This is a genomic window from Sphingomonas qomolangmaensis (assembly GCF_024496245.1).
Taxonomy (GTDB): Bacteria; Pseudomonadota; Alphaproteobacteria; order Sphingomonadales; family Sphingomonadaceae; genus Sphingomonas; species Sphingomonas qomolangmaensis.
The window spans coordinates 1848663-1870366 of the sequence record NZ_CP101740.1 but is presented as its reverse complement, the minus strand read 5'-3'; the positions used below and the strand labels follow the sequence as shown (position 1 = coordinate 1870366).

Here is a 21704-nt window from a genome sequence, read left to right as displayed (position 1 = left end):
GCAGGATGGCGTCAGGTGTTGGCGGTCGAGGCCTGGGTCTTTTGCTCGGGTGCCTCGTACGTCGCCCAGGCGCCGTCCTCGCCCGGGCGCGGCGGCGGGCCGGCGATGCTGTCGGGCTCGGTGATCGCGCCGATCCGCAACCGGTGGAGATGGACCTTGGCGATCATGTTCGCCGAGATCGGCGCGGTGATGAACAGGAACAGCGAGATCAGCACTTCGTGCACCGACCATATGCCGAGCTTCGCCTGGAAATAGAGCATCGACGCCAGCAGCAGCGCGCCGAGCCCGAGCGTCGTCGCCTTGGTCGGCCCGTGCAGCCGCTCCATCGTCGAGGGGAGGCGCACCAGCCCCCAACTGCCGATCAGCACGAAGCCGCCGCCGAGCAGGATCAGCGCCGCGATCGCGATGTCCATCACGCCGTTCATTCGATGATGTCCCCGCGGAGAAGGAACTTGCAATAGGCGATGGTGCTGACGAACCCGACCATCGCCAGCAGCAGCGCCGCCTCGAAATAGGTCGCGGTGTCGCCCATCATGCCGATCAGTACGATCACCGCAATGACGTTGATCACCATCGTGTCGAGCGCGACGATCCGGTCGCCGAGCGCGGGTCCCTTCAGCAGCCGATAGCCGTTGAAGAGCAACGACAGCGCGACCGCGCCCGCGGCGACCTGGAGCGCGATGGCGATCATGCGAAAATCCTTCGCAGTGGGGCTTCGTAGCGCGTCTTGATCCGCGCGATCTCGGCCTCGGGATCGGGTGCGTCGAGCGCATGGACCAGCAGATAGCCGCCATCGGCGGACACGTCGGCGCTGACGGTGCCGGGGGTGAGGCTGATCGTCGCCGCGAGCACGGTGATCGCCTCGGGGGTGGTGAGGTCGACCGGAATGACCAGCCATCGTGACCGAAGATCGCGGTTGCGGCGGAACAGGATCAGCCGCGCGACGTGGAAATTGGCGACGACAATGTCGTAGAGCACGATCACCAGATACCCCAGCAGCGCGCGGCCGAAGCGAACGCGCGGACGATCGGGCCAGAAGGGCTCGGTGAATTTAGGCAGCACCAGCGCCAACAATGCCCCCAGCACGATACCGCCGACGCTGACCCTGTTGGCCATCAGCAGCCAGACGACCAGCAGCATCGCCGACAGCGCGGGGTGCGGCAGGATGCGTTTCATCATCGTGGCCCCCCTGCCAGCACCGCGGCGATATAGCGATCGGGCGCGAACACCTGCGCGGCGATCGCCTGCGATTGCGCGGTGGCCCAGCCGGCGCCGATCGTGAGCAGCGCGAGCAATGCCACCAGCATGGCGGGCGCGACGAACTCGGCGCGCGCGCGCGGGGGGCAGGCGATCGGATCGCCATCGGGTGCGGCCTTCCAGAAGATCGCGCTGCCGCTGCGTGCGAAGCCGATCACGCCGATCAAGGTGGTGCCGAGCACCGTTGCCCAGATCAGCTGCCACGGCGCGGTATCGAAGGTCGTCTGCAGGATGAAGAGCTTGGCGACGAAGCCCGACAGCGGCGGCAGGCCGACCGCGGCGATGGTGGCAGCCAGAAACAACAGCCCCGCCGCCTGCTGGCCGGCGAAGCGCGGGCTGGCGACGGTGGCATCGCCATATTGGCCGCGCCGGCGAAGCGTCACGTCGGCGACCAGGAACAACGCCGCGCCCGCCAGCACCGCATGGACGAGGTAATAGACCGCGGCGGCGGTGGTCGCCTGGGTCCAGCACGACAGCGCCAGCAGCAGCGTCCCGGTCGACCCCAGGATCGCGAACGCCGCCTGTTCGCGCATCGCGCGGGCCGCCAGCACCCCGGCGAAGCCGACGATCGCGGTGAGGACCGCGGCGGGCAGCAGCCAGGGCGCGGGCACCCAGGCGGCGGCGCCGGCGTCGTCGCCGAAGATCAGCGGGACGACTCGGATCATCGCATAGACCCCGACCTTGGTCATGATCGCGAACAGCGCCGCGACGACGGGAGTCGTCGCGGCATAGGTGCGCGGCAGCCACAGATGGAGCGGCGCGATCGCGGCTTTCAGCGCGAACACCGCGACCAGCAGCAGCCCCGCCATCCGCAGCAGCCCCTGATCCTCGGGCCCGAGCGCGGCGACGCTGCGCGCGAGATCGGCCATGTTGAGCGTGCCCGTCAGGCCATAGAGCAGCCCGAGCGCGATCAGGAACAGCGCCGATCCGACGATGTTGACGACCACATAGGCGACGCCCGCCTTCAGCCGCGCGGCGCCCATGCCGTGGAGCATCAGCCCGTAGGAGGCGATCAGCAGCACTTCGAAGAATACGAACAGGTTGAACAGGTCGCCGGTGAGGAACGCGCCGTTGAGCCCGAGCAGCTGGAAATGGAACATCGGGTGGAAATGCCACCCCTTCCGATCGACCGCGGTGACGATCGCGTGGATCATCACGATCAGCGCCAGCGCGGCAGCGAGCACCAGCATCGTCGCCGCCAGCCGATCGAGCACCAGCACGATCCCGAACGGCGCGGGCCAGTCCCCCAGCGGATAGGCGCGGATCGCGTCGTCTTGGACGATCCCGAATAATGCGAGCGCCGCGACCAGCATCGCGATGCAGCCCGCGAGCGACAGCGCGACGCCGATCCGCCGCCGCCGTCGCATCGCGAGCAAAGTCAGCGGCGCGACGATCGCGGGGATGACGACCGGCGCGATCACCAGATGGTCGAGCAGGTTCATGGGCGCATCTCGTCGGCCGGGCGATCGGCGACGCCGTCGACCTGGTCCGATCCGCTTTCGAGGAAGCTGCGCAGCGACAGGATGACGACCAGCGCGGTCATCCCGAAGGTGATGACGATCGCGGTCAGCACCAATGCCTGCGGCAGCGAATCGGCATGCTCGGTGACCCCCTTGGCGTAGAGCGGCGGGCGATCGACCACCAACCGCCCGACCGCGAACAGGAACAGGTTCACCGCGTAGGACAGCAAGGTCAGCCCGAGCACGACCTGAAAGGTGCGGCCGCGCAGCGCCAGGTAGATGCCGCCCGCGACCAGCACCGCGATCGCGCTGGCGACCAGGAATTCGAGGCTCATCATGCCGCCTCGTCTCCGGCCATGTCTTCGTGGCGCGCGGCGCGCTGCGCGACATGGCTGAGCTGCGCCAGCGCCATCATCACCGCGCCGACCACGACCGCGAGCACGCCTAGGTCGAACAGCGACGCGGTGGCGAGCTCGAACTCGCCGATCAGCGGCAGCGTGAAATAGCCGAAGCTGCTGGTGAGGAACGGTGCGCCGAACACCAGCGAGCCGAGCCCGGTGGCAATAGCGATCAGCACGCCGAACGCGATCAGCGGATGCTCGCCGATCTTGCGCCGGTCGTCGGTCCAGTCGAAGCCCGACGCCAGATATTGCAGCAGGATCGCGATCGAGACGACCAATGCGGCGATGAACCCGCCGCCGGGCTGGTTGTGCCCGCGCAGGAAGATGTAGATGCCCACGAGCATCGCCAGCGGTAGCAGCAGCCGCGTCGCCATCACGAACATCATCGGATGCCGCTCGGGCGAATATTGCATGTCCTGCCGCCACGACCGCAGCCGCCGCCCGGCGACGCCGCGCGCGGCGGGTTCGAGCAGCGCGTAGATCGCCAGGCCCGCGATCCCGAGCACGATGATCTCGCCCAGCGTGTCGAACGCGCGGAAATCGACGAGCGTGACGTTGACGACATTGGTGCCGCCGCCGCCCGAATAGCTGTTCGCCCAATGGAAGGACGATACCGAATCGCGGATGTCGCGGGTCATCAGCGCCCAGGCCGCCCAGCCAGCGCCCGCGCCGGCAACGATCCCGAGCGCGGCATCGCGCGCCCGCCGCACGCCGCTCGACAGCCGCGGCGGTATCTTGGGCATCAGATGGAGCGCGAGCAGCAGCAGCAGGATCGTCACCACCTCGACCGAAATCTGGGTGAGCGCGAGGTCGGGCGCCGAGAGCCGGACGAACGCCAGCGCCATGACGAGGCCGATGACGCTGATGAAGACGAGCGCGAGGTAGCGCTGGCGCTGCGCGACGACAACCGCGACGGTGGCGGCGACCAGCGCGAACCAGGCGACGATCGCGATCACCGAGGCGGGCTGGGTTGCGCGGCTGCCCGCGCCGATGCCGCCGGGGGTGAGCAGCGCGTCGATCCCGAAGCCGACCGCGACGGCGAACAGCGCGAACAGATAACGCTGCAGCGAGGCGGCATGGATCGCGAGCGAGGCGCTGCGGGTGGTGTCGACCACCGCCTCGATCGCGGCGTCGAACATCGCTTTGGCATCGGGGGCGCGGCTGCGTGATGCCCATGCCGCGACCGGTTCGCGCCGCCACAGCAGCAGCGCGCCGATCACGACCGCGGCGATACTCAGCGCAAGCGCGGTGTTGACGCCGTGCCACAGCGCGAGATCGAGCGCGGGCGGGGCGGCGCCGATCACTGCGCCGGTTGCGGCGATCACCAGCGGCCCGGCGATCGTCATCGGCAACAGCCCGAAGGCGATCGCGAGCAGCACCAGCGCCACCGACGGACCGATCATCGCCGCGCCCGGATCATGCGGCGCCGCGACCTCGCCGGTGCGGCGCGCGCCGAAGAACAGGCCGTGCGCATAGCGAAGCGAATAGGCGACCGACAAGGTCGCCGCGATCGTCGCGAGCAGCGGCACCAGCACCGATCGGCCGGCGAAAGCGGTATGCACGCTTTCCTCGAGCATCATCTCCTTCGAGATGAACCCGCCGAGCGGGGGGATGCCTGCCATCGCGGCGGCGGCAAGCGTGCCTAATGTCGCGGTGAGCGGCATCAGCGCGGCGAGCCCGCCCAGCCGGGTGATGTCGCGCGTGCCGGTCTCGTGATCGACGATGCCGGCGTTCATGAACAACGCCGCCTTGAACGCGGCGTGGTTGAGGATGTGGAACACCGCCGCCGCGGCTGCTGCGGGCGTTCCGAAGCCGAGCAGCATCACCATCAGCCCCAATTGGCTGATCGTCGAATAGGCAAGGATCGCCTTGAGATCGTTGCGGAACAGCGCGACGCCAGCGCCGAACAACATCGTCGCCAGCCCGGTCGTGGCGACCAGGTAGAACCACCAGTCGGTCCCCGCCAGCACCGGCCAAAGCCGCGCAAGCAGGAACACCCCCGCCTTCACCATCGTCGCCGAATGGAGGTAGGCGCTGACCGGCGTCGGCGCGGCCATCGCGTGCGGCAGCCAGAAATGGAACGGGAATTGCGCCGATTTGGTGAAGGCGCCGAGCAGCACCAGGACCAGGATCGCGGGGTAGAGCGGCGAGGCCTGTACCGCATCGGCACGCGCCAGGATCGTCGCGAGCTCGTACGAACCCGCAGCCTGCCCCAGCAGCAGCAGCCCGGCGATCAGCGCGAGCCCGCCACCGCCGGTCGCCGTAAGCGCCATCCGCGCGCCCTGCCGCGCATCGGCGCGGTCGCGCCAGAAGCCGATCAGCAGGAAAGACGACAGGCTGGTCAGCTCCCAGAACACCAGCATCAGCAGCATATTGTTCGACAGCGCGATCCCCACCATCGCGCCCTGGAAGAGCATCAGGAACGCCAGGAAGCGCCCCGTCGGCTCGTCCCGGGCGAGATAGCCCTGGGCATAGATCGCGACGAGCAGCCCGATGCCGAGGATCAGTCCGGCGAAGAGCAACCCCAGCGGATCGAGCCACAGGCTGAGATCGAGTCCGAGCGCCGGGATCCAGCCGATCCGCGCGGTGAGCGGCTCCCCCGCCAGCACCGCGGGCGCCGCCGACAGCAGCAGCACGAACCCGACCGCGCTCGCCCCGATCGCTACGCCCATGTGCACGCCGCGGCTGGCGCGGGCGAGGAGCGCGAGCAGGATCGCGGCAACGAACGGCAATGCAGTCAGGGCAAGCAGGAGCATCAGGCGAATTCTTTCGGCAGCCTGAACGCGTTACCGACCGCAAGCCGCGATGGGTACCGTCAATCGACCTCGCGCCGCGATTATGCCGCTCGTGCGGCGGTGCTCGAAAGATGGTGCCCCTGGCCGGACTCGAACCAGCACGCCTTGCGGCACTCGATTTTGAGTCGAGCGCGTCTACCATTTCACCACAGGGGCAGCGCGCCGTCGCTAACCGATGCGGCGGGCGGGGGCAAGATGCCGTGGCGGGGCGGGGTGGTTTGGGGAAGGGTGGGGGCTAGTCGCGCTGGCCGAAGGCTCGGAAGGCTACAACAGCTACGCTACGTACCCCTCGGATACGCCTGTCCCACCAAACGATACGCGATGCGGAGGGAGAAGAGAGGTACGTGATCATGCGGCATGCGTATCAAAGCGGGGGCTTGTAGGACAGCGGGGTTTGGTTTGGCCGTCCGCTCTTGATGGCCAGCCGACGTGAGGGGAATGCGAGCGCTTCAACGATCGCGGACGGCCACCCAGTTGAAGAGGAAAGAACGATGCTCCGCCCATGTCTGGCCTTCGACGTTCTCGCCGCGCAGACAGGCGCTCGTATGGTAAGGTCCGGCTCCGTCGGTCGTCCGAAAGCTAACACACGTCCTTCCACGATCAGTCTTCCATCGCCCGCCTTGGATTACGCTATCGTAGAAGTTGCCGCTCACGCTGCCATCGGCGCCAAGTGTCAGAACCATTGGCTTGGTGTACGGCTTCGCCGGATCAGTCGCCAAATCGACCGTCCAGCTCCCTGCCAATCCGGGTGCCTCTTGCGCGGGTGATGCAGCTGGTGTCGCCCACAGCATAGCCATTGCTAATAGAAGCCGCATCGGTCGTCTCCCGCCGCAGGGTAGGTCTCGGCAACGTAGCAGACGTGCCAACGTCTGCAATCGGCGATACCCGCCATCCGATTCTTCCCCCTCAGTTCAGCGGCCCCCGCCGTCGATAGCTCAGCGCCTCGGCGATGTGCAGGCGGCCCACCGTCTCGACCCCTGCCAGATCGGCGATGGTGCGCGCGACGCGCAGGACGCGAGTGTAGCCGCGGGCCGACATCCGCATCGATTCGGCGGCTTGGGCGAGCAGCTTGCGGCCGGCTTCGTCGGGGGTAGCGACGGCTTCGAGTGCGCGGCCCTCGACTTCGGCATTGGTGCGCGTCGGGGTGCCGGCGTAGCGCGCCGCCTGTACCGCACGGGCGGCGACGACGCGGGCGGCGACTTGCGCCGATCCTTCGGCGGGGGGCGGCAGGATCAGGTCGGCGGCGGTGACCGCGGAGACTTCGACGTGCAAATCGATCCGGTCGAGCAGCGGGCCCGATACCTTGGCCTGGTAATCGGCGGCGCATTTGGGCGCGCGCGCGCAGGCGAGCGCCGGGTCGCCGAGATGGCCGCAGCGGCAGGGGTTCATTGCCGCGACGAGCTGGACGCGCGCGGGGAAGGTGACATGGGCGTTGGCGCGCGCCACGCTGACGGTGCCGGTCTCTAACGGCTGGCGCAGCGAATCGAGCACCGCGCGTTGGAATTCGGGGAGTTCGTCGAGGAACAGGATGCCCAAATGCGCGAGGCTGACCTCGCCGGGCTTCACCTTCAAGCCGCCGCCGGTGAGCGCCGCCATCGACGCCGAATGGTGCGGGCTGCGGAAGGGGCGGTTGCGGGTGAGCTTGCCGTTGGTGAGCGTGCCCGCGACCGATTGGACCATCGAGACTTCGAGCGCTTCGGCGGCGTCGAGCGGCGGTAGGATGCCGGGCAGGCACGCCGCCATCAGCGACTTGCCCGCGCCGGGCGGGCCGATCATCAGCAGGTTGTGGCCACCCGCGGCAGTAATCTCGAGCGCGCGCTTGGCGGTTTCCTGGCCCTTTACCTGCGCGAGGTCGGGGCCGATGACCGGATCGTCGATCTCGCCGGGGCGCGGGGCGGGGAGCAACTGGTTGCCCTTGAAGTGATTGAGCAGGCCGATCAGGTCGGTGGCGGCGACCACCTCGATCGATCCGGCCCAGGCGGCTTCGGACCCTTGGGCGGCGGGGCACACCAGCCCCTTGCCGGTTTCGGAGGCGTGCAGCGCCGCGAGCATGACGCCGGGGGAGGGGGCGATACGCCCGTCAAGGCCGAGCTCGCCGACGACGACATAATCGGCGAGCGTCTCGGCATCGATCACCCCCATCGCGCCGAGCAGCGCGAGCGCGACGGGCAGGTCGTAATGCGATCCTTCCTTGGGCAGATCGGCGGGCGAGAGGTTCACGGTGATTCGCTTGGGCGGCAGCGCCAGCCCGATCGCGGCGATCGCGCCGCGCACGCGCTCGCGGCTTTCGCCCACCGCCTTGTCGGCGAGGCCGACGACGATGAAGGCGGGGAGTCCGGCGACGAGGTTGCACTGCACCTCGACAGCGCGCGCTTCGAGCCCCAGATAGGCCACCGTCGATACGATCGCGACCATGCGTGCCATCCCCCTTAACCATAAGGCATAGCGGGTTTCGGAAGCGATGGAACCGGGCGCTGCGCACATGGCCGACGTTGACTTGAAACCGTCACCGGCGTATGGCGCGCCTCACAAGGCCGTCCGCGTGGCGGCCATTTTACGTTTTAGACGCGGCCATATCGGTACGCGGTCTAGCTTACAGATGCCAAGGGAATGACCGATGAAGCGGACCTTTCAGCCGAGCAACCTGGTGCGGACGCGCCGGCACGGCTTCTTTGCACGGATGGCAACGGCAGCGGGCCGCAAGATCGTCCGCTCGCGCCGGGCGCGCGGCCGCAAGAAGCTGACGGCCTGACACGCATGACCCTGCGCCGCGAGTATCTCGCGGCGAATCAGGGGAAACGCGCGCCGATGCCGGGCTTCGTGCTGCTGGTGCGCGCGCGTGGCGATGCCGATCCGGCGAAACGGATCGGTATTACCGTATCGAAGAAGGTAGGAAACGCCGTCATCCGCAACCGGATGAAACGGCGTTTTCGTATGCTTGCGCGCGACGTGCTGCCCGAGCATGGGGTGGCGGGCGCCGATCATGTGTTGATCGGGCGGCATTCGGGGATCGAGCGGCCCTATGCCGATCTGGTGCGTGAGTTGGCCAAGGCTTGCGCCAAGGTGCGGCGGTGAGGCTCGCTATACCCGTCACCCCAGCGAAAGCTGGGGTCTCTTGCCCCAAGCGCGTCGTTTCGATCGCGAGAGACCCCAGCTTTCGCTGGGGTGACGATTGGTTTCGCTCGGGTGACGATCGTCTGGCGGCGACGGCGCGCGTAGCGTGATCGCGCGCGTCCTCATCCTGATCGCGCGTGGGTGGCAGATCGGGCCTTCGCGTATCCTGCCGCCGACGTGTCGCTACGCGCCCAGCTGTTCGGCCTATGCAATCGAGGCGCTTGGCCGCTATGGCGCAATCAAAGGCGGCTGGTTGGCCGCACGGCGCATCGCGCGCTGTCATCCATGGGGCGGGCACGGATATGATCCGGTTCCCTGACGCTCCGAACGGGGAAGTTTCGTGAAGGAAGAGCAGAAGAATTTCGTGATCTTCGCGGTGCTCGCGGCGTTCATCCTGTTCGGGTTTCCGCTGGTGTCGGGATATTTCTTTCCGACCGCCAATCCGCCGGTGACCAAGATCGAAGGCGGCAAGACCACCGTCCTGCCCAAGCCGCAGGCCGACCCCGCCGCCGATACCGGCGCCGCGGTGCGCAATCGCAGCGAAGTGATCGCCGAATCGCCGCGGGTGCGGATCGACACGCCGACGCTGTCGGGCTCGATCAACCTGAAGGGCGCGCGGATCGATGATCTGGTGCTCAAGCAATATGATGAGACGATCGCCAAGAACTCGCCGCCGATCCGGCTGCTGTCGCCGGCGGGCAGCGCCAACGCCTATTTCGCGGGCTTCGGCTGGCGATCGAGCAGCGTTGCCGCGCCCGATGCCGATACCGTCTGGCGCGCCACCGGCGACGTGCTGTCGCCGGGCCGCCCGATCACGCTCGACGCCGATAACGGGCAGGGCCAGCGCTTCCGGATCGAGCTGTCGATCGACGAGGATTACATGTTCACCGCGCGCCAGACCGTCGCCAATGGCGGCCAGGCGCCGATCGCGGTGACCCCTTATGGGTATCTCAGCCGGCGCGGCGCCTCGACCGATGTCGACCAATGGGTCGCGCATGTCGGCCCGATCGCGGTGCGCGACGGCAGCGCGGTGTATCGCGACTATGACGAGGTGGCCGAGGAGGCGACGCGCTACCCCACCACCGGCGGCTGGGCGGGCTTTACCGACCAATATTGGCTGACCGCGCTGGTGCCCGACCAGCAGACGCCGGTCGAACTGCAGCTGCGTTCGGGCGCCAATGGCCAGTTCCAGGCCGATTATGCGCAGCGCGATGCGGTCACGATCGCCCCCGGCACCACCGCGACCCAGACCGCGCGCTTCTTTGCGGGCGCCAAGGAAGTGCGGTTGATCGATCGTTACGAAGGGCAACTGGGGATCGTCCAGTTCGACAAGGCGATCGATTGGGGCTGGTTCCGGATCATCGAAAAGCCGATCTTCTATTATCTCGACTGGCTGTTCCGGCTGGTCGGCAATTTCGGCGTCGCGATCATCCTGCTGACGTTGACGATCCGGTTGCTGCTGTTCCCGATCGCGCAGAAGCAATTCGCGTCGATGGCGAGCATGCGTGCGATCCAGCCCAAGCTGAAGGCGCTGCAGGAGAAGCACAAGGAGGACAAGCCCAAGCTCCAGCAGGAGATGATGGCGCTGTACAAGACCGAGAAGGTGAACCCGCTGGCGGGCTGCCTGCCGATGCTGTTGCAGATCCCGATCATGTTCGCGCTGTACAAGGTGCTGATCCTGACGATCGAAATGCGGCATCAGCCGTTCGTGGCGTGGATCAAGGATTTGTCGGCACCCGATCCGCTGACCCCGCTCAACCTGTTCGGGCTGCTGGCGTTCACCCCGCCGAGCTTCATCGCGATCGGCGTCGTGCCGATCCTGCTGGGCATTTCGATGTACTTCCAGTTCAAGCTGAACCCCGCGCCGATGGACGAAGTGCAAAAGCAGGTCTTCGCGATCATGCCGTGGATGCTGATGTTCGTGATGGCGCCGTTCGCGGTGGGGCTGCAGGTGTACTGGATCACCTCGAACGTGCTGACGATGGCGCAACAATGGTGGCTGTATCGCCAGCATCCGGCGCTCAAGACGGCCCCCGCCAAGTGACGTCGCCCTTCGACGACGACGCGATCGAGGCGGCGCGGAAGATCTTTTCGGGGCCGATCGCGTTCCTGCGCTCGGCGCCCGCGCTCGAGCACATGCCCGAGCCGGTGGTGCCCGAGGTGGCGTTTGCCGGGCGGTCGAACGTCGGCAAGTCGTCGCTGCTCAACGCGCTGACCAACCGCAACGGGCTTGCGCGCACCTCGAACACGCCGGGGCGGACGCAGGAGCTGAACTTCTTCGACGTTGGCGAGCCGCTGGCGTTCCGGCTGGTCGACATGCCGGGCTATGGCTTTGCCAAGGCGCCCAAGGACGTGGTGCGCAAATGGCGCTTCCTGGTGAATGATTTCCTGCGCGGGCGGCAGGCGCTCAAGCGCAGCCTGTTGCTGATCGATTCGCGCCACGGCATCAAGGACGTCGATCGCGACATCCTTAAGATGCTCGACGCGGCGGCAGTCAGCTATCGCATCGTGCTGACCAAGGCCGACAAGGTGAAGGCGAGCGAGCTGGCCGAGGTGACCGAACGGACGATCGAGGAAGTGCGCAAGCGCCCCGCGGCGCACCCCGACATCCTGGTGACGTCGAGCGAAGGCGGGATGGGGATTCCCGAACTGCGCGCCGCAGTGATCGAGGCGGTCAGCTAGGCGCCGATTCGGGCGCTTCGAGCAGGTCGGCCCGCGCCTACACCGCGGCTTCGCGCACGTCGGTCATGATGGACCAAATATGGGTTTGGACCGAGGCCGGACCGATGACGATCGATACCAGCGCCTCCCGCGCCGCGACGCTGGCGTTGCTCGCCCGGCGCGCACCCGGTGCTACGATATGCCCGAGCGAGGTGGCCAGGGCCCTGGCCGCCGCAACCGGCGACGCGGCGGATTGGCGCGGGGCGATGCCCGCGGTCCACGCCGCGGTGGATCGGCTGGTCGCCGAGGGGGCGGTGCGGCTCAGCTGGAAGGGCGAGGCGCTGGCATCAAGGCGCGGACCCTACCGGATCGGCCGTACGCAGCGAGGCTGATACGGCGCGGATCGTCCCGCGACGCTAGCGCGGTGCAGCGGATACAGGCGGCGGCCGGTCCCCGAACGGACCCAAGGCTTCGCCGCGGCGGATGTACGGTTGCGTGCGGCGGCATGAAGGTGTCGAATGGCAGCGCCAGGATTTACGAGTATGCAAGCAAGGAACGAAGCGTGGCGCGTGTCATAGTTGCGGAAGACGACGAGATTGTTGGCCAGATCGCGTGCGATGTGCTGGTGGCCTATGGCCACGCTGCGGGGCTGGTGCAGGATGGCGCCGAGGCGCTGCAGATCGTCAAGACACGGCGACCCGACCTGTTGGTGCTCGATTGCAACCTGCCGGGCATGTCGGGGGTGACGGTGCTGCGCGAACTGCGCAACATGCCCGCCTTTTGCGATCTGCCGATCATGATGCTGACCGGACGGCGCGGGGCGCAGGACGAGGAACTCGCGCGGTTCGCCGGCGCCGACGATTATATGAAGAAGCCGTTCGATCCCGACGAGTTCGTCTTTCGGGTCGAGGAACTGCTGACGCGCAAGCAGAAGGCGTCGCCACCAAAGCGCGCCTAGGCGATAGCCGCGCGGCGGCTGGCGAGCGCGGTTCAGCCTGGCCTGGGGGCGAGCCCATGGCGCAGGAAATCGGCGGCTTCCTCGGCGATGGCCTCGTGCGGCCGGTCCTCGTTCCAGACGCCGTAGCGCAGTCCCAGGAACACGTTCATCCCCATCACCGCCCAGGCATGGACTTCGCCGACATCGGCGCGGATATCGCCGCGCGCTGCGGCCGCGCGCAGCCGCGAGGTGATCCGCTCGGCGGTGGTTGCATAATGGAGGCGGAAGCTGTCGGGATCGACGAATTCGGCCTCGTCGATGATGCGATAGATTTCCTTGTGCTGGCGCACGAAGCCGATGAATTCCTGCAACCCCGCGCGCTCGGCGGCGATGCCGTCGGGCGCGGCGCGGATCGCGGGGGCGACCCGATCGCGCACCTGCGCCGACATGTCGCGCACCAGCGCGCGGAACACCGCGTCCTTCGAATCGAAATAGGTGTAAAAGCTGCCGAGCGCGACGCCCGCGCGCCGCGTGATCCCGCTGATCGATGCGTCGTGGAACCCGCTCTCGCCGAATTCGATTGCCGCGGCATCGAGGATCGCGCGCAGCGTCCGGCGACCGCGCGCGGTACGCGGCTCCTTGCCCGCGCTGGCGCCTTCGACCTTGGCCTCGCTCGCAGCGCCTTCGCCCAGAACGCCCTCGTCTGCCCCGCCTTCGACCAATCTGGATCCCCTCTTCATTCCTAAGTTGAAGCCTGGTTCATGTTTCAGTATAGCGTCGTGCAACGAGGCACAACCCGCAGTGACGGGCGCCCATTTCAAGGAGGGGATACCGCATGGCACGCCTGCATTCGAACATCCGTATCGCGCTGAAACTCTCGGCCGCCGCGCTCGCGCTGTCGGCGGTTCCCGCCTTGGCGCAGGACGCCGCCGATACCCAGGCAGCGCAGGATGCGCAGCAGGACCAGGGTGCGCTCGGCGACCAGGACATCGTCGTCACCGCACGCCGCCGCGCCGAAAGCCTGCTCGACGTGCCGATCGCGATCACCGCCTATTCGGGCGAAGCGCTCGAAGCGCGCGGCGCGATCGACCTGTCGGATATCGGCACGACCACCCCCAACGTGACGCTCGAGCCGTCGCGCGGCACCAATTCGACGCTGACCGCCTTCATCCGCGGCGTCGGCCAGCAGGATCCGGTGCCGGGCTTCGAAGCCGGGGTCGGGCTGTATCTCGACGACGTGTATCTCAACCGCCCGCAGGCGGCGCTGCTCGATATCTACGATGTCGAGCGGATCGAAGTCCTGCGCGGGCCGCAGGGGACGCTGTACGGGCGCAACACGATCGGCGGCGCGATCAAATATGTCACCCGGCGGCTGCCCGACGAACTCTCGGTGCGGCTGCGCGGCACCTATGGCAGCTATGACCAGGCCGATGGCGTCGTCAGCGTCTCGGCGCCGATCACCCAGGGCATCCGCATCGGGCTGGCCGGCGCGCGGCTTAGCCGCGGCGGCTTTGGCGACAACGTCAATCTGGGGATCGAGAACTACAACAAGGATATCTGGGCGGGCCGCGGCACGATCGAATTCGAGACCCCCGACAGCCGCCTGTTCGTGCGGATCGCGGGCGATTACACGCATGACAAGTCGAATGCGCGCAACGGCCATCGACTGATCCCCGGGCTGCAATCGGGTGCGCCGGTGCTCGACGACGAATTCGACACCCGCGCGGGCCTTGCCAACCCGGCCAACGATATCGAGGCGGGCGGGCTGACGATGAACGTCAGCGCGCAGCTGAGCGACGCCTTCACGCTGCGCAGCATCAGCGCGTGGCGGCAGGACCGCAGCTTCACCCCGATCGATTTCGACGCGCTGCCCACGGTCGATGTCGACGTGCCGGCAGTCTATCGCAACGAGCAGATCAGCCAGGAATTCCAGCTGTTATACGAAAGCGACCGGCTGAACGGCCTGGTCGGCTTCTATTATCTCGATGCCGAGGCTTCGACCAAGTTCGACGTGATCCTGGCCACCACCGGGCCCGCGCTGGGGCTGCCGGTGGCAGCGGGGTTCGGCCAGCAGACCGCGGGCGACGTGCGGACCGACACGTGGTCGGTGTTCGGCGACCTGACCTTCGACGTCACCGACTGGCTGAGCATCGCGGGCGGCCTTCGCTACACCAGCGATTCGCGGCGGTCGGACATCTTCAAGGCCAACCGGCTGGGCGGCGCCGATCCGTCGTTCGGCGGCAACGGCGTGAACCTGGGTGCGCCGATCACCGATTTCACCGGCGAGGCGACCTTCAAGAAATGGACCCCGCGCGCGTCGGTGTCGATCAAGCCGACCGAGGACATGCTGGCCTATGCCTCGTACGCCAAGGGCTTCAAGGGCGGCAGTTTCGATCCGCGCGGCAGCGCCAACATCACCCCCAACAGCAACGGCGTGCCGGGGATCCAGTATCAGGACATCTATGACTTCTTCCTGTTCGATCCCGAAGAGGTCGACAGCTACGAGGTCGGGCTCAAGGGATCGCTGTTCGACCGCGGCTTCACCTATCAGCTGACCGGCTTCTATGCCGATTACCAGAATGTCCAGGTGCCCGGATCGGTCGGCGTCGATGCCAACAATGACGGGGTGTTCGAAGGCTTTGCTGGCGTCACCACCAATGCCGCCGCTGCAACCTTCAAGGGGGTCGAGGCCGAACTGTTCGCGCGGCTCGCCCGCGGCTTTGCGGGCCCGGGATCGCAGGTGACGGTGTCGGGAACGATGGGCTATATCGATGCGAAATATGACAGCTTCGTCGGCCCGACCGGGCGCGACGTCGCAGAGTTCCGCCGCATCCAGAACACCCCCGAATGGACCGCGAGCGGAACGCTGGGGGCGATCGCGCAGGTCGGGCCGGGCGAGGTCAACGCATCGACGACGGTTTCGTATCGCAGCGACACCACCCAGTTCGAAATCCCCAACCCCTTCCTGGACCAGCCGGGCTATGCGCTGTTCGATGCCAGCATCAACTACAGCTTCGGCCCCGATCGCGCCTATTCGATCGGGTTGCACGGCAAGAACCTGACCGACGAACGCTACATCACTTCGGGCTATATCTTTGCGCTCGGCAATCCGGTGAACCAGCTGCCGGTGGTCACCGCGAGCGGCGGGATCACCCCGGCGCTTGGGCGCGAGGGGGTGGTGACCGCGTTCTACGGCAACCCGCGCCAGGTGTTCGCGACCTTCGGGGTGAAGTTCTGACCCCCGTCGGCGCGGCGCCATGGTGCGAAGGACACAGGATGGCGGCCAGGGGATCGGCATGCGACAGATAGCGGCATGACCGATTCGCCCACGCGCCCGGTGACCCCAGCCTATCGCGGGCTCGTGCTCGCGATGCTGCTACTGGTCTATATCTTCAACTTCCTCGACCGGCAGATCCTCGGCATCCTCGTCCAGCCGATCAAGGCCGATCTGGGGCTGAGCGACACGCAATTGGGGGCGCTGGGCGGGATCGCGTTTGCGATGCTCTATTCGACGTTGGCGATCCCGCTGGCGCTGATCGCCGATCGTACCAGCCGCAGTTGGGTGATCACCGGATCGCTGGTGGTGTGGAGCGCCTTTACCGCCTTGTGCGGCACCGCAACGAGCTTCTGGCAGCTGTTCGCCTATCGGCTGGGCGTCGGTGTGGGCGAGGCGGGCGGGGTGGCGCCGTCCTATGCGATGATCGCCGATTATTTCCCGCCCGAGCGCCGCGCGCGGGCGCTGGCGATCTATTCGCTCGGGGTGCCGCTGGGGCTGGCGGGGGGCGCGATCCTGGGCGGCTATATCGCCGCGACGGTCGACTGGCGGACCGCGTTCATCGTCGTCGGGGTGGCGGGGATCGTCATCGCGCCGATCTTCCGGCTGATCGTTCGCGAGCCGGTGCGCGGCGGTGCCGACGGCGCGGCGGCGGGGCCGATCGTCCGCGCGCCGCTGGGCGAGGTGTTCGCGATCCTCGCGCGCAAGCCAAGCTTCTGGCTGATGGGCTTCGCCGCGGGGTTCAGCTCGATGTGCGGCTATGGCCTGGCCTTCTGGATCCCCTCGGTGCTGGTGCGTAGCTTCGACTTCGCCTTGTTCGACGCGGCGCTGTTCATCGGCACCGTGCTGCTGATCGGCGGATCGACCGGGGTGTTGGCGGGGGGCAGCCTTGCCGACCGCTTCGGCACGCGCGACCGCGGCGCCTATGCCAAGCTGCCCGCGGTGGCGTGGCTGGTCACCGTCCCGTTCTTCGCGGCGGCGCTGCTCGCGCCCTCGCCGGTGGTGGCGTGGTTCCTGTTCCTGATCCCCAACGGGCTCAACATCCTGTGGCTCGGCCCGGTCAACACCGCGGTGCAGGGGCTGGTGCCGGCGCATATGCGCGCGACTGCGAGCGCGAGCTTCCTGCTGATCAACAATCTGATCGGGCTGGGGCTCGGCTCGTGGGTGATGGGGGCGATGTCCGACGCGATGACCGCGCGCTTCGGCGAGGAGTCGCTGCGCTATTCGACTGTCGCGGCGCTCGGCTTCTACCTGATCGCGGCGGTACTGATGCTGCTGGCGGTGCGCCCGCTGCGCCGCGACTGGGTGGGGGGATAGCGGCGCGATCGGCGGGAGCGGTAGCGGCAATCAACCGACGCTTCGCTCTCTCACCGCCGACGGGACCGCCGATAAGCGGTCGCGCCGAGGCCGCCGTCCCGGGCTATCCGCCCCCCGGCACCTTGGGCCCGCGCGGCGCCGCGTCGACCGGCGCGCTCTCGGACGATTTGCTTCGGCGCCAGTCGATCCGATACAGATCGAAGCGCCGATCGGCGAGGTTGCGAACCGTGCCCTCGGCGCGTGCCCAGGTCAGGTCGGCAAGGTTCACGTCGGCGATCGTCAGCGCCTCGATATTCTCGCTGGCCTCGGCCGCGATCCCGTCGCGCGCGAAGGGGAAGTCGCACGGCGTCAGGATGCACGACTGGGCATATTGGATGTCCATATTGTCGACCCCGGGCAAATTGCCGACATTGCCCGAGAGCACGACGAAACACTGGTTCTCGATCGCCCGCGCCTGCGAACAATAGCGCACACGCATATAGCCCTGCCGATTGTCGGTGCAGAAGGGCACGAAGATGATCCGCGCGCCTTCGTCGACCAGCCGGCGCGCCAGCTCGGGAAACTCGCTGTCGTAGCAGATCAGCACCCCGACCGGACCGATATCGGTCTGGATGACGTTTACCGAACTGCCGCCCTTGATCTTCCACCAATAGGCTTCGTTGGGGGTGGGGTGGATCTTTTCCTGCGAATGCACCGATCCGTCGCGAAGGCAGGTATAGGCGATGTTCTTGATCGTGCCGTCTTCGGTGCGGGTGGGATGCGAGCCGCCGACGATGTTGATGTTGTAGCGCATCGCCATGCGCGAAAGCTCGGCGACGATCGGCGCGCGATGCTCGGTCAACCGGTCGATCGCCTCCATCGGCGATAGCGTCTCGCTTTCGAACGAGAGCAGCGACAGCGTGAACAGCTCGGGGAAGACCACGAAATCGGACCGGTAATCCGCCGCGACATCGACGAAATATTCGACGTTCTTGACGAACTCGGCAAAGTCCTTGACCGCGCGCGCCTGGAGCTGGACGGTCGCCAGGCGTACGCTCTCGACATGGCGCGGCACGCGGAATTCGGGGGGCTCGTTCGGGTCGACATAGGGGTTGCGCCACACCATGTGCGTCGCGAACCCCGCCGATTCCTTGTCGCCGGGCAGATATTTGGGAAGGATGCCGATCGGCGTGAAGCCGTTGGCCAAATGGAAGCCGATCACCGGATCGCGGAACTTCCCCTCGCGGACGCCGATCAGATAGTCCTCGGGCTTGCCCGCCTTTGCTTTCTGCCGCGCATAGCCGGGCATCCGCCCGCCGAAGACGATTCCGCGCAGCTCCAGCCGCTCGGCCAACACCCGGCGCGCGTCATACAGGCGCTTGCCGATGCGAAGCCCGCGCCGGCTTTCGTCGACCGCCATCTCGATGCCGTACAGCCAGTCGCCGGTCGGATCGTGGCGGCTGCCGAAGCCATTGCCCGATATCGTCGGCCAATCGTGCGGCGCCAGCGCAATCGCCTCGTCGATCCGCGACGAGGCGCAATAGCCGACGATCTTCTTTTCGAGGACCGCCACGAACTGGCCGTCGGGGAAATTGTTGATCTGCCCGCGGATTTCACCGGCGGTGTAGTTTTCGGTGTCGGGATAGGCCGCGCTGATCAGCGCCAGGATGCCGCGAACGTCCCCCGGGACGGCGACGCGGACCTTTAGCTTTGCAGGGCTCTTCTTGGACAATGGTTTGCTCCAACCTCTTCCGGATACGCAGGCGGGGGCCGCCGCGCGCAGCAATACACCGATCCTGCGAGCGATCCAGGCGGCTCGGGACGATCGGGCAGAGGTTCTCTTAAGGACTGGCGCTTAGGAAGGGGCCAGCCACAGAAAGCCATCATGTCCGTCTCCGTCCGTACGCGATCGTCCTACTTAGTCCTGCTCAGCTTCGCGCTGCTGCTGAGTTGTGGCCTGGCGGCAGCGGGATTCCAGTGGCAGCAAAACCGGTCGGACCGGTGGGTGAGCCATACGGTGGAGATGCAAAAGCGTATGGCCCAGCTGCGTATCATGCGGCTGCGGGCCGAGGTGGCCCGCCGCGGGTTCGTGTTGACCGGCGATCCGCAGGATCGCGCCGCCGCGCACGCCGCGCGCAATTCGCTGCGCAAGGAACTGGCCCCGCTATCGGCGATGAGCGCGGGCAATCCCGCCCAGCAAGCCAACATGGCGATGCTCGACCGCGCCACGCAGCGATATTTCCAGGAAATGGAACGCACCTTCGCGCGCATCGACGAAGGCCGGGGAGACGAAGTCCGACGGAAATTCGGCGATCCCGCGGCTCGGCACGCGGATGCCCGGATCACGGCGCTGGTAGAGCGCATCAATGACGAGGAAGCGCGCCTCCTGCTGCAGCGCCAGCAGCGTTCGTCGCGCCTGGAGAACCTCGCCCGCGGCGTGCTCGGGTCGTGCATCGCACTGATCCTGCTGCTGGCAGCCATCGTCTGGCGCGATCGGGTGCTGCGACTGCGGGCGCTGCGCGCGGCGAACGAGGAGTTGGCGGCTGATGTCCAGAAGCGGGAGCTCGTCGAGGCGCAGCTGCAGTTGCTGGCGACCAACGCCACCGATGCGGTATTCCGGATCAGTCTTGACGGCACTTTTCTATATGCGTCGCCCTCCACGAAGCAGGTCTTCGGGATCGACCCATCGGCGGTGATCGGCGGCGACATCGCGCTCGGGGTTCATCCCGAGGACCAATCCGAGCTCGCAAAAGGGCTCGAAACGCTCCGCAGCGGCAAGCGCGATCGTACCTCGCTGACCTATCGCACGATCCAGCGCGGCGGCCCCCGGGCTTGGCGCTGGGTGGAGTCGAATGCCGGGCTGGTGCGCGATGCGGAGGGTCGGCCAGCCGAGATCATTGCTTCGGTGCGCGACGTGAGTACGCGCAAGCTGCTCCAGCTCGAGCTCGAGGCGGCGCGCCTCCACGCGGAATCGGCCGCGCACGCAAAATCGAGCTTCCTGGCCAATATGAGCCACGAGATACGCACGCCGATGAACGGCGTGATCGGCTTCACCGATTTGTTGCTCGCGGCCGACCTTGCTCCCCAGCAGCGACGGCAGGCCGAACTGATCGCCGATTCGGGTCGAGCGATGATGCGGCTGCTGAACGACATTCTCGACATTTCGAAGGTCGAGGCCGGACAAATGAAGATCGCCAGCGATGCCTTTGACCTACGCCATGCCCTGCGCGCTTGCGTGAAGCTGGTGATGCCGGCGGTCCAGCAGAAGGGCTTGGTGCTGAACCTCGATATTGCCGACGAATTGCCGGGGATGGTGGTCGGCGACGGCCTCCGCCTGCGGCAGATCGTCCTCAACCTGCTCGGTAATGCGGCGAAGTTCACCCCGTGCGGATCGATCACGCTGCGCGTCCGGTCGCAACCGCCCGCCGCCGACGCCGATCCGGATGCAGAGGCAATGGTCTCGATCGAGGTCGAGGACACCGGTATCGGAATCGCGCCGCATCGCCAGGCAGCGATCTTCGAAACCTTCGTCCAGGCCGAGGCGACGACCGCGAGTCGCTTCGGGGGTACGGGGTTGGGCTTGCCGATCAGCAAGCAGCTTGCCGAACTGATGGGAGGGCAACTGGTGCTCGACGGCGAGATCGGCGGCGGTTCGCGCTTCGTGTTGACCCTACCCCTGCGCGCCAGCCCCGATAACGACAGCGGCGCACCGGATGTGGGGGCAGAGGCGACCAGCGAGCCGGCTTCGACAGCGCGCGGCGCGCCGTTGCTCGTTCCGCAGGATCGCGGGCGCGTACTCGTGGCCGAAGATCACGACGTCAATCAACTGCTGATCACCGCCATGCTGCGCCAGCTGGGCTGGGACGTCGATATCGCGGTCGACGGCGCCGACGCGATCGCCAAAATCGACGCCGCGCTTGCCGCAGGTGCGCCGTACCGGATCGCGCTTATGGATATCCAGATGCCGATCATGGACGGATATGAGGCGACGCGACGATTGCGCGCGCAAGGTGTCGCCGCCAGCGATCTGCCGATTTTGGCACTGAGCGCCAACGCCTATGCCGATGATATCGCAGCGTGCCTGGCCGCGGGAATGCAGGCGCATATTGCAAAGCCGGTGACGCTTGCCAGCCTGGACAAGGCCATTCGGGAATGGGATCGTCAGCAGGCGGTGTCGTATAAGGGCCCCCCCGGAGAGTCGGTCCTGACGCCGGGCGCGACCATCCAGGAACGATACGCTGCTCGAAAGCAGGAGACGCTCGCGATGCTCGACGCGCTGCTGCGGCGCGGCCTGTTCTCCGATGCCGAGCTTACCGAAGCCTCGGGGTTGCTCCACAAGCTGGCCGGCACCGCCGGCATGTTCCGCGAGCCCGATCTTGGCGACCGGGCGCGCGACCTGGAGGACGGGATCGGCAGTTGGACGGGTGAGGATCGGCTGGACCGCGTCCGCGAAGCGATCGAAGCAATTCGCGCAGCCGCGTAGCAGCGACGAGGTTTTCAGCGACCGCG

Annotated in this window: 19 protein-coding genes and 1 tRNA gene; 10 read left to right on the top strand and 10 right to left on the bottom strand. The window is 67.1% G+C overall.

The window, feature by feature from the left end; genetic code table 11:
• Nucleotides 1-11 precede the first annotated feature (11 nt).
• From NMP03_RS08780 to NMP03_RS08745, 8 genes are all read right to left on the bottom strand, one after another.
• The gene (locus NMP03_RS08780) at nt 12-425 is read right to left on the bottom strand and encodes a Na+/H+ antiporter subunit G (RefSeq protein WP_256504981.1); all 414 of its coding nucleotides are present in this window, start codon (nt 423-425) and stop codon (nt 12-14) included.
• On the bottom strand, nt 422-691 hold the full coding sequence (locus tag NMP03_RS08775) for a K+/H+ antiporter subunit F (RefSeq protein ID WP_256504980.1): 270 nt from the start codon (nt 689-691) through the stop codon (nt 422-424). Before NMP03_RS08775 ends, NMP03_RS08780 begins: the two co-directional genes overlap by 4 nt.
• Entirely contained in the window at nt 688-1179 is a 492-nt protein-coding gene (locus NMP03_RS08770; protein ID WP_256504979.1) for a Na+/H+ antiporter subunit E, read from the bottom strand. The genes NMP03_RS08775 and NMP03_RS08770 overlap by 4 nt, the downstream gene beginning before the upstream one ends.
• Nucleotides 1176-2699, bottom strand: coding sequence for a monovalent cation/H+ antiporter subunit D (locus tag NMP03_RS08765; RefSeq protein WP_256504978.1), 1524 nt, complete (start codon nt 2697-2699; stop codon nt 1176-1178). The genes NMP03_RS08770 and NMP03_RS08765 overlap by 4 nt, the downstream gene beginning before the upstream one ends.
• Nucleotides 2696-3052: a Na+/H+ antiporter subunit C gene (locus tag NMP03_RS08760; protein WP_256508076.1), complete on the bottom strand. Its 357-nt coding sequence runs from the start codon at nt 3050-3052 to the stop codon at nt 2696-2698. The genes NMP03_RS08765 and NMP03_RS08760 overlap by 4 nt, the downstream gene beginning before the upstream one ends.
• Nucleotides 3052-5874, bottom strand: a complete 2823-nt coding sequence (locus NMP03_RS08755) for a monovalent cation/H+ antiporter subunit A (RefSeq protein ID WP_256504977.1) — start codon at nt 5872-5874, stop codon at nt 3052-3054. The genes NMP03_RS08760 and NMP03_RS08755 overlap by 1 nt, the downstream gene beginning before the upstream one ends.
• A 111-nt stretch (nt 5875-5985) precedes the next feature.
• Nucleotides 5986-6069: transfer RNA gene (locus tag NMP03_RS08750), tRNA-Leu, on the bottom strand.
• A gap of 750 nt (nt 6070-6819) precedes the next feature.
• Complete coding sequence (locus NMP03_RS08745) at nt 6820-8328, bottom strand: YifB family Mg chelatase-like AAA ATPase (RefSeq protein WP_256508075.1); 1509 nt, start codon at nt 8326-8328, stop codon at nt 6820-6822.
• Between the two features lie 202 nt (nt 8329-8530).
• Between NMP03_RS08745 and rpmH the strand changes: the two genes are divergently transcribed.
• From rpmH to NMP03_RS08710, 7 genes are all read left to right on the top strand, one after another.
• Nucleotides 8531-8665: a 50S ribosomal protein L34 gene (rpmH, locus tag NMP03_RS08740; RefSeq protein ID WP_256504976.1), complete on the top strand. Its 135-nt coding sequence runs from the start codon at nt 8531-8533 to the stop codon at nt 8663-8665.
• A gap of 5 nt (nt 8666-8670) precedes the next feature.
• Complete coding sequence (gene rnpA, locus NMP03_RS08735) at nt 8671-8988, top strand: ribonuclease P protein component (protein WP_265552430.1); 318 nt, start codon at nt 8671-8673, stop codon at nt 8986-8988.
• Nucleotides 8989-9133: 145 nt separating this feature from the next.
• A complete protein-coding gene (gene yidD / locus NMP03_RS08730) occupies nt 9134-9346 on the top strand; it encodes a membrane protein insertion efficiency factor YidD (RefSeq protein ID WP_256504975.1) in 213 nt (70 codons plus the stop codon).
• A gap of 21 nt (nt 9347-9367) precedes the next feature.
• On the top strand, nt 9368-11071 hold the full coding sequence (gene yidC, locus NMP03_RS08725; protein WP_256504974.1) for a membrane protein insertase YidC: 1704 nt from the start codon (nt 9368-9370) through the stop codon (nt 11069-11071).
• Nucleotides 11020-11709, top strand: coding sequence for a ribosome biogenesis GTP-binding protein YihA/YsxC (gene yihA, locus NMP03_RS08720; RefSeq protein ID WP_256504973.1), 690 nt, complete (start codon nt 11020-11022; stop codon nt 11707-11709). Before yidC ends, yihA begins: the two co-directional genes overlap by 52 nt.
• 65 nt (nt 11710-11774) lie before the next feature.
• Complete coding sequence (locus NMP03_RS08715) at nt 11775-12080, top strand: DUF3253 domain-containing protein (RefSeq protein WP_319937578.1); 306 nt, start codon at nt 11775-11777, stop codon at nt 12078-12080.
• Between the two features lie 170 nt (nt 12081-12250).
• Entirely contained in the window at nt 12251-12646 is a 396-nt protein-coding gene (locus NMP03_RS08710) for a response regulator transcription factor (protein ID WP_256504971.1), read from the top strand.
• A gap of 32 nt (nt 12647-12678) precedes the next feature.
• On the opposite strand, the gene NMP03_RS08705 is transcribed toward NMP03_RS08710, so the two are convergent.
• Nucleotides 12679-13365: a TetR/AcrR family transcriptional regulator gene (locus NMP03_RS08705; RefSeq protein ID WP_406697512.1), complete on the bottom strand. Its 687-nt coding sequence runs from the start codon at nt 13363-13365 to the stop codon at nt 12679-12681.
• A 95-nt stretch (nt 13366-13460) separates the two neighbouring features.
• Between NMP03_RS08705 and NMP03_RS08700 the strand changes: the two genes are divergently transcribed.
• Nucleotides 13461-15863: a TonB-dependent receptor gene (locus tag NMP03_RS08700; RefSeq protein WP_256504970.1), complete on the top strand. Its 2403-nt coding sequence runs from the start codon at nt 13461-13463 to the stop codon at nt 15861-15863.
• A gap of 75 nt (nt 15864-15938) precedes the next feature.
• The gene (locus NMP03_RS08695) at nt 15939-17216 is read left to right on the top strand and encodes a spinster family MFS transporter (protein ID WP_256504968.1); all 1278 of its coding nucleotides are present in this window, start codon (nt 15939-15941) and stop codon (nt 17214-17216) included.
• A gap of 103 nt (nt 17217-17319) precedes the next feature.
• Here the strand turns inward: NMP03_RS08695 and NMP03_RS08690 are convergent, their stop codons facing one another.
• Entirely contained in the window at nt 17320-18927 is a 1608-nt protein-coding gene (locus NMP03_RS08690) for a GNAT family N-acetyltransferase (protein ID WP_256504967.1), read from the bottom strand.
• Nucleotides 18928-19218: 291 nt separating this feature from the next.
• On the opposite strand from NMP03_RS08690, the gene NMP03_RS08685 reads away from it, so the two are divergent.
• Nucleotides 19219-21678: a hybrid sensor histidine kinase/response regulator gene (locus tag NMP03_RS08685; protein WP_256504966.1), complete on the top strand. Its 2460-nt coding sequence runs from the start codon at nt 19219-19221 to the stop codon at nt 21676-21678.
• Nucleotides 21679-21704: the final 26 nt, after the last annotated feature.

Excerpts from the sequence above, each read along its gene's own strand:
- NMP03_RS08685 (WP_256504966.1), top strand. The coding sequence starts at position 19,219 with ATGCAAAAGCGTATGGCCCAGCTGCGTATCATGCGGCTGCGGGCCGAG.
- NMP03_RS08695 (WP_256504968.1), top strand. The coding sequence starts at position 15,939 with ATGACCGATTCGCCCACGCGCCCGGTGACCCCAGCCTATCGCGGGCTC.
- rpmH (WP_256504976.1), top strand. The coding sequence starts at position 8,531 with ATGAAGCGGACCTTTCAGCCGAGCAACCTGGTGCGGACGCGCCGGCAC.
- NMP03_RS08715 (WP_319937578.1), top strand. The coding sequence starts at position 11,775 with ATGATGGACCAAATATGGGTTTGGACCGAGGCCGGACCGATGACGATC.
- yihA (WP_256504973.1), top strand. The coding sequence starts at position 11,020 with ATGGTGGCTGTATCGCCAGCATCCGGCGCTCAAGACGGCCCCCGCCAA.
- NMP03_RS08780 (WP_256504981.1), bottom strand. The coding sequence starts at position 425 with ATGAACGGCGTGATGGACATCGCGATCGCGGCGCTGATCCTGCTCGGC.
- NMP03_RS08765 (WP_256504978.1), bottom strand. The coding sequence starts at position 2,699 with ATGAACCTGCTCGACCATCTGGTGATCGCGCCGGTCGTCATCCCCGCG.
- NMP03_RS08760 (WP_256508076.1), bottom strand. The coding sequence starts at position 3,052 with ATGAGCCTCGAATTCCTGGTCGCCAGCGCGATCGCGGTGCTGGTCGCG.
- NMP03_RS08755 (WP_256504977.1), bottom strand. The coding sequence starts at position 5,874 with ATGCTCCTGCTTGCCCTGACTGCATTGCCGTTCGTTGCCGCGATCCTG.
- NMP03_RS08700 (WP_256504970.1), top strand. The coding sequence starts at position 13,461 with ATGGCACGCCTGCATTCGAACATCCGTATCGCGCTGAAACTCTCGGCC.
- NMP03_RS08705 (WP_406697512.1), bottom strand. The coding sequence starts at position 13,365 with ATGAAGAGGGGATCCAGATTGGTCGAAGGCGGGGCAGACGAGGGCGTT.
- rnpA (WP_265552430.1), top strand. The coding sequence starts at position 8,671 with ATGACCCTGCGCCGCGAGTATCTCGCGGCGAATCAGGGGAAACGCGCG.
- NMP03_RS08775 (WP_256504980.1), bottom strand. The coding sequence starts at position 691 with ATGATCGCCATCGCGCTCCAGGTCGCCGCGGGCGCGGTCGCGCTGTCG.
- NMP03_RS08745 (WP_256508075.1), bottom strand. The coding sequence starts at position 8,328 with ATGGTCGCGATCGTATCGACGGTGGCCTATCTGGGGCTCGAAGCGCGC.
- NMP03_RS08770 (WP_256504979.1), bottom strand. The coding sequence starts at position 1,179 with ATGATGAAACGCATCCTGCCGCACCCCGCGCTGTCGGCGATGCTGCTG.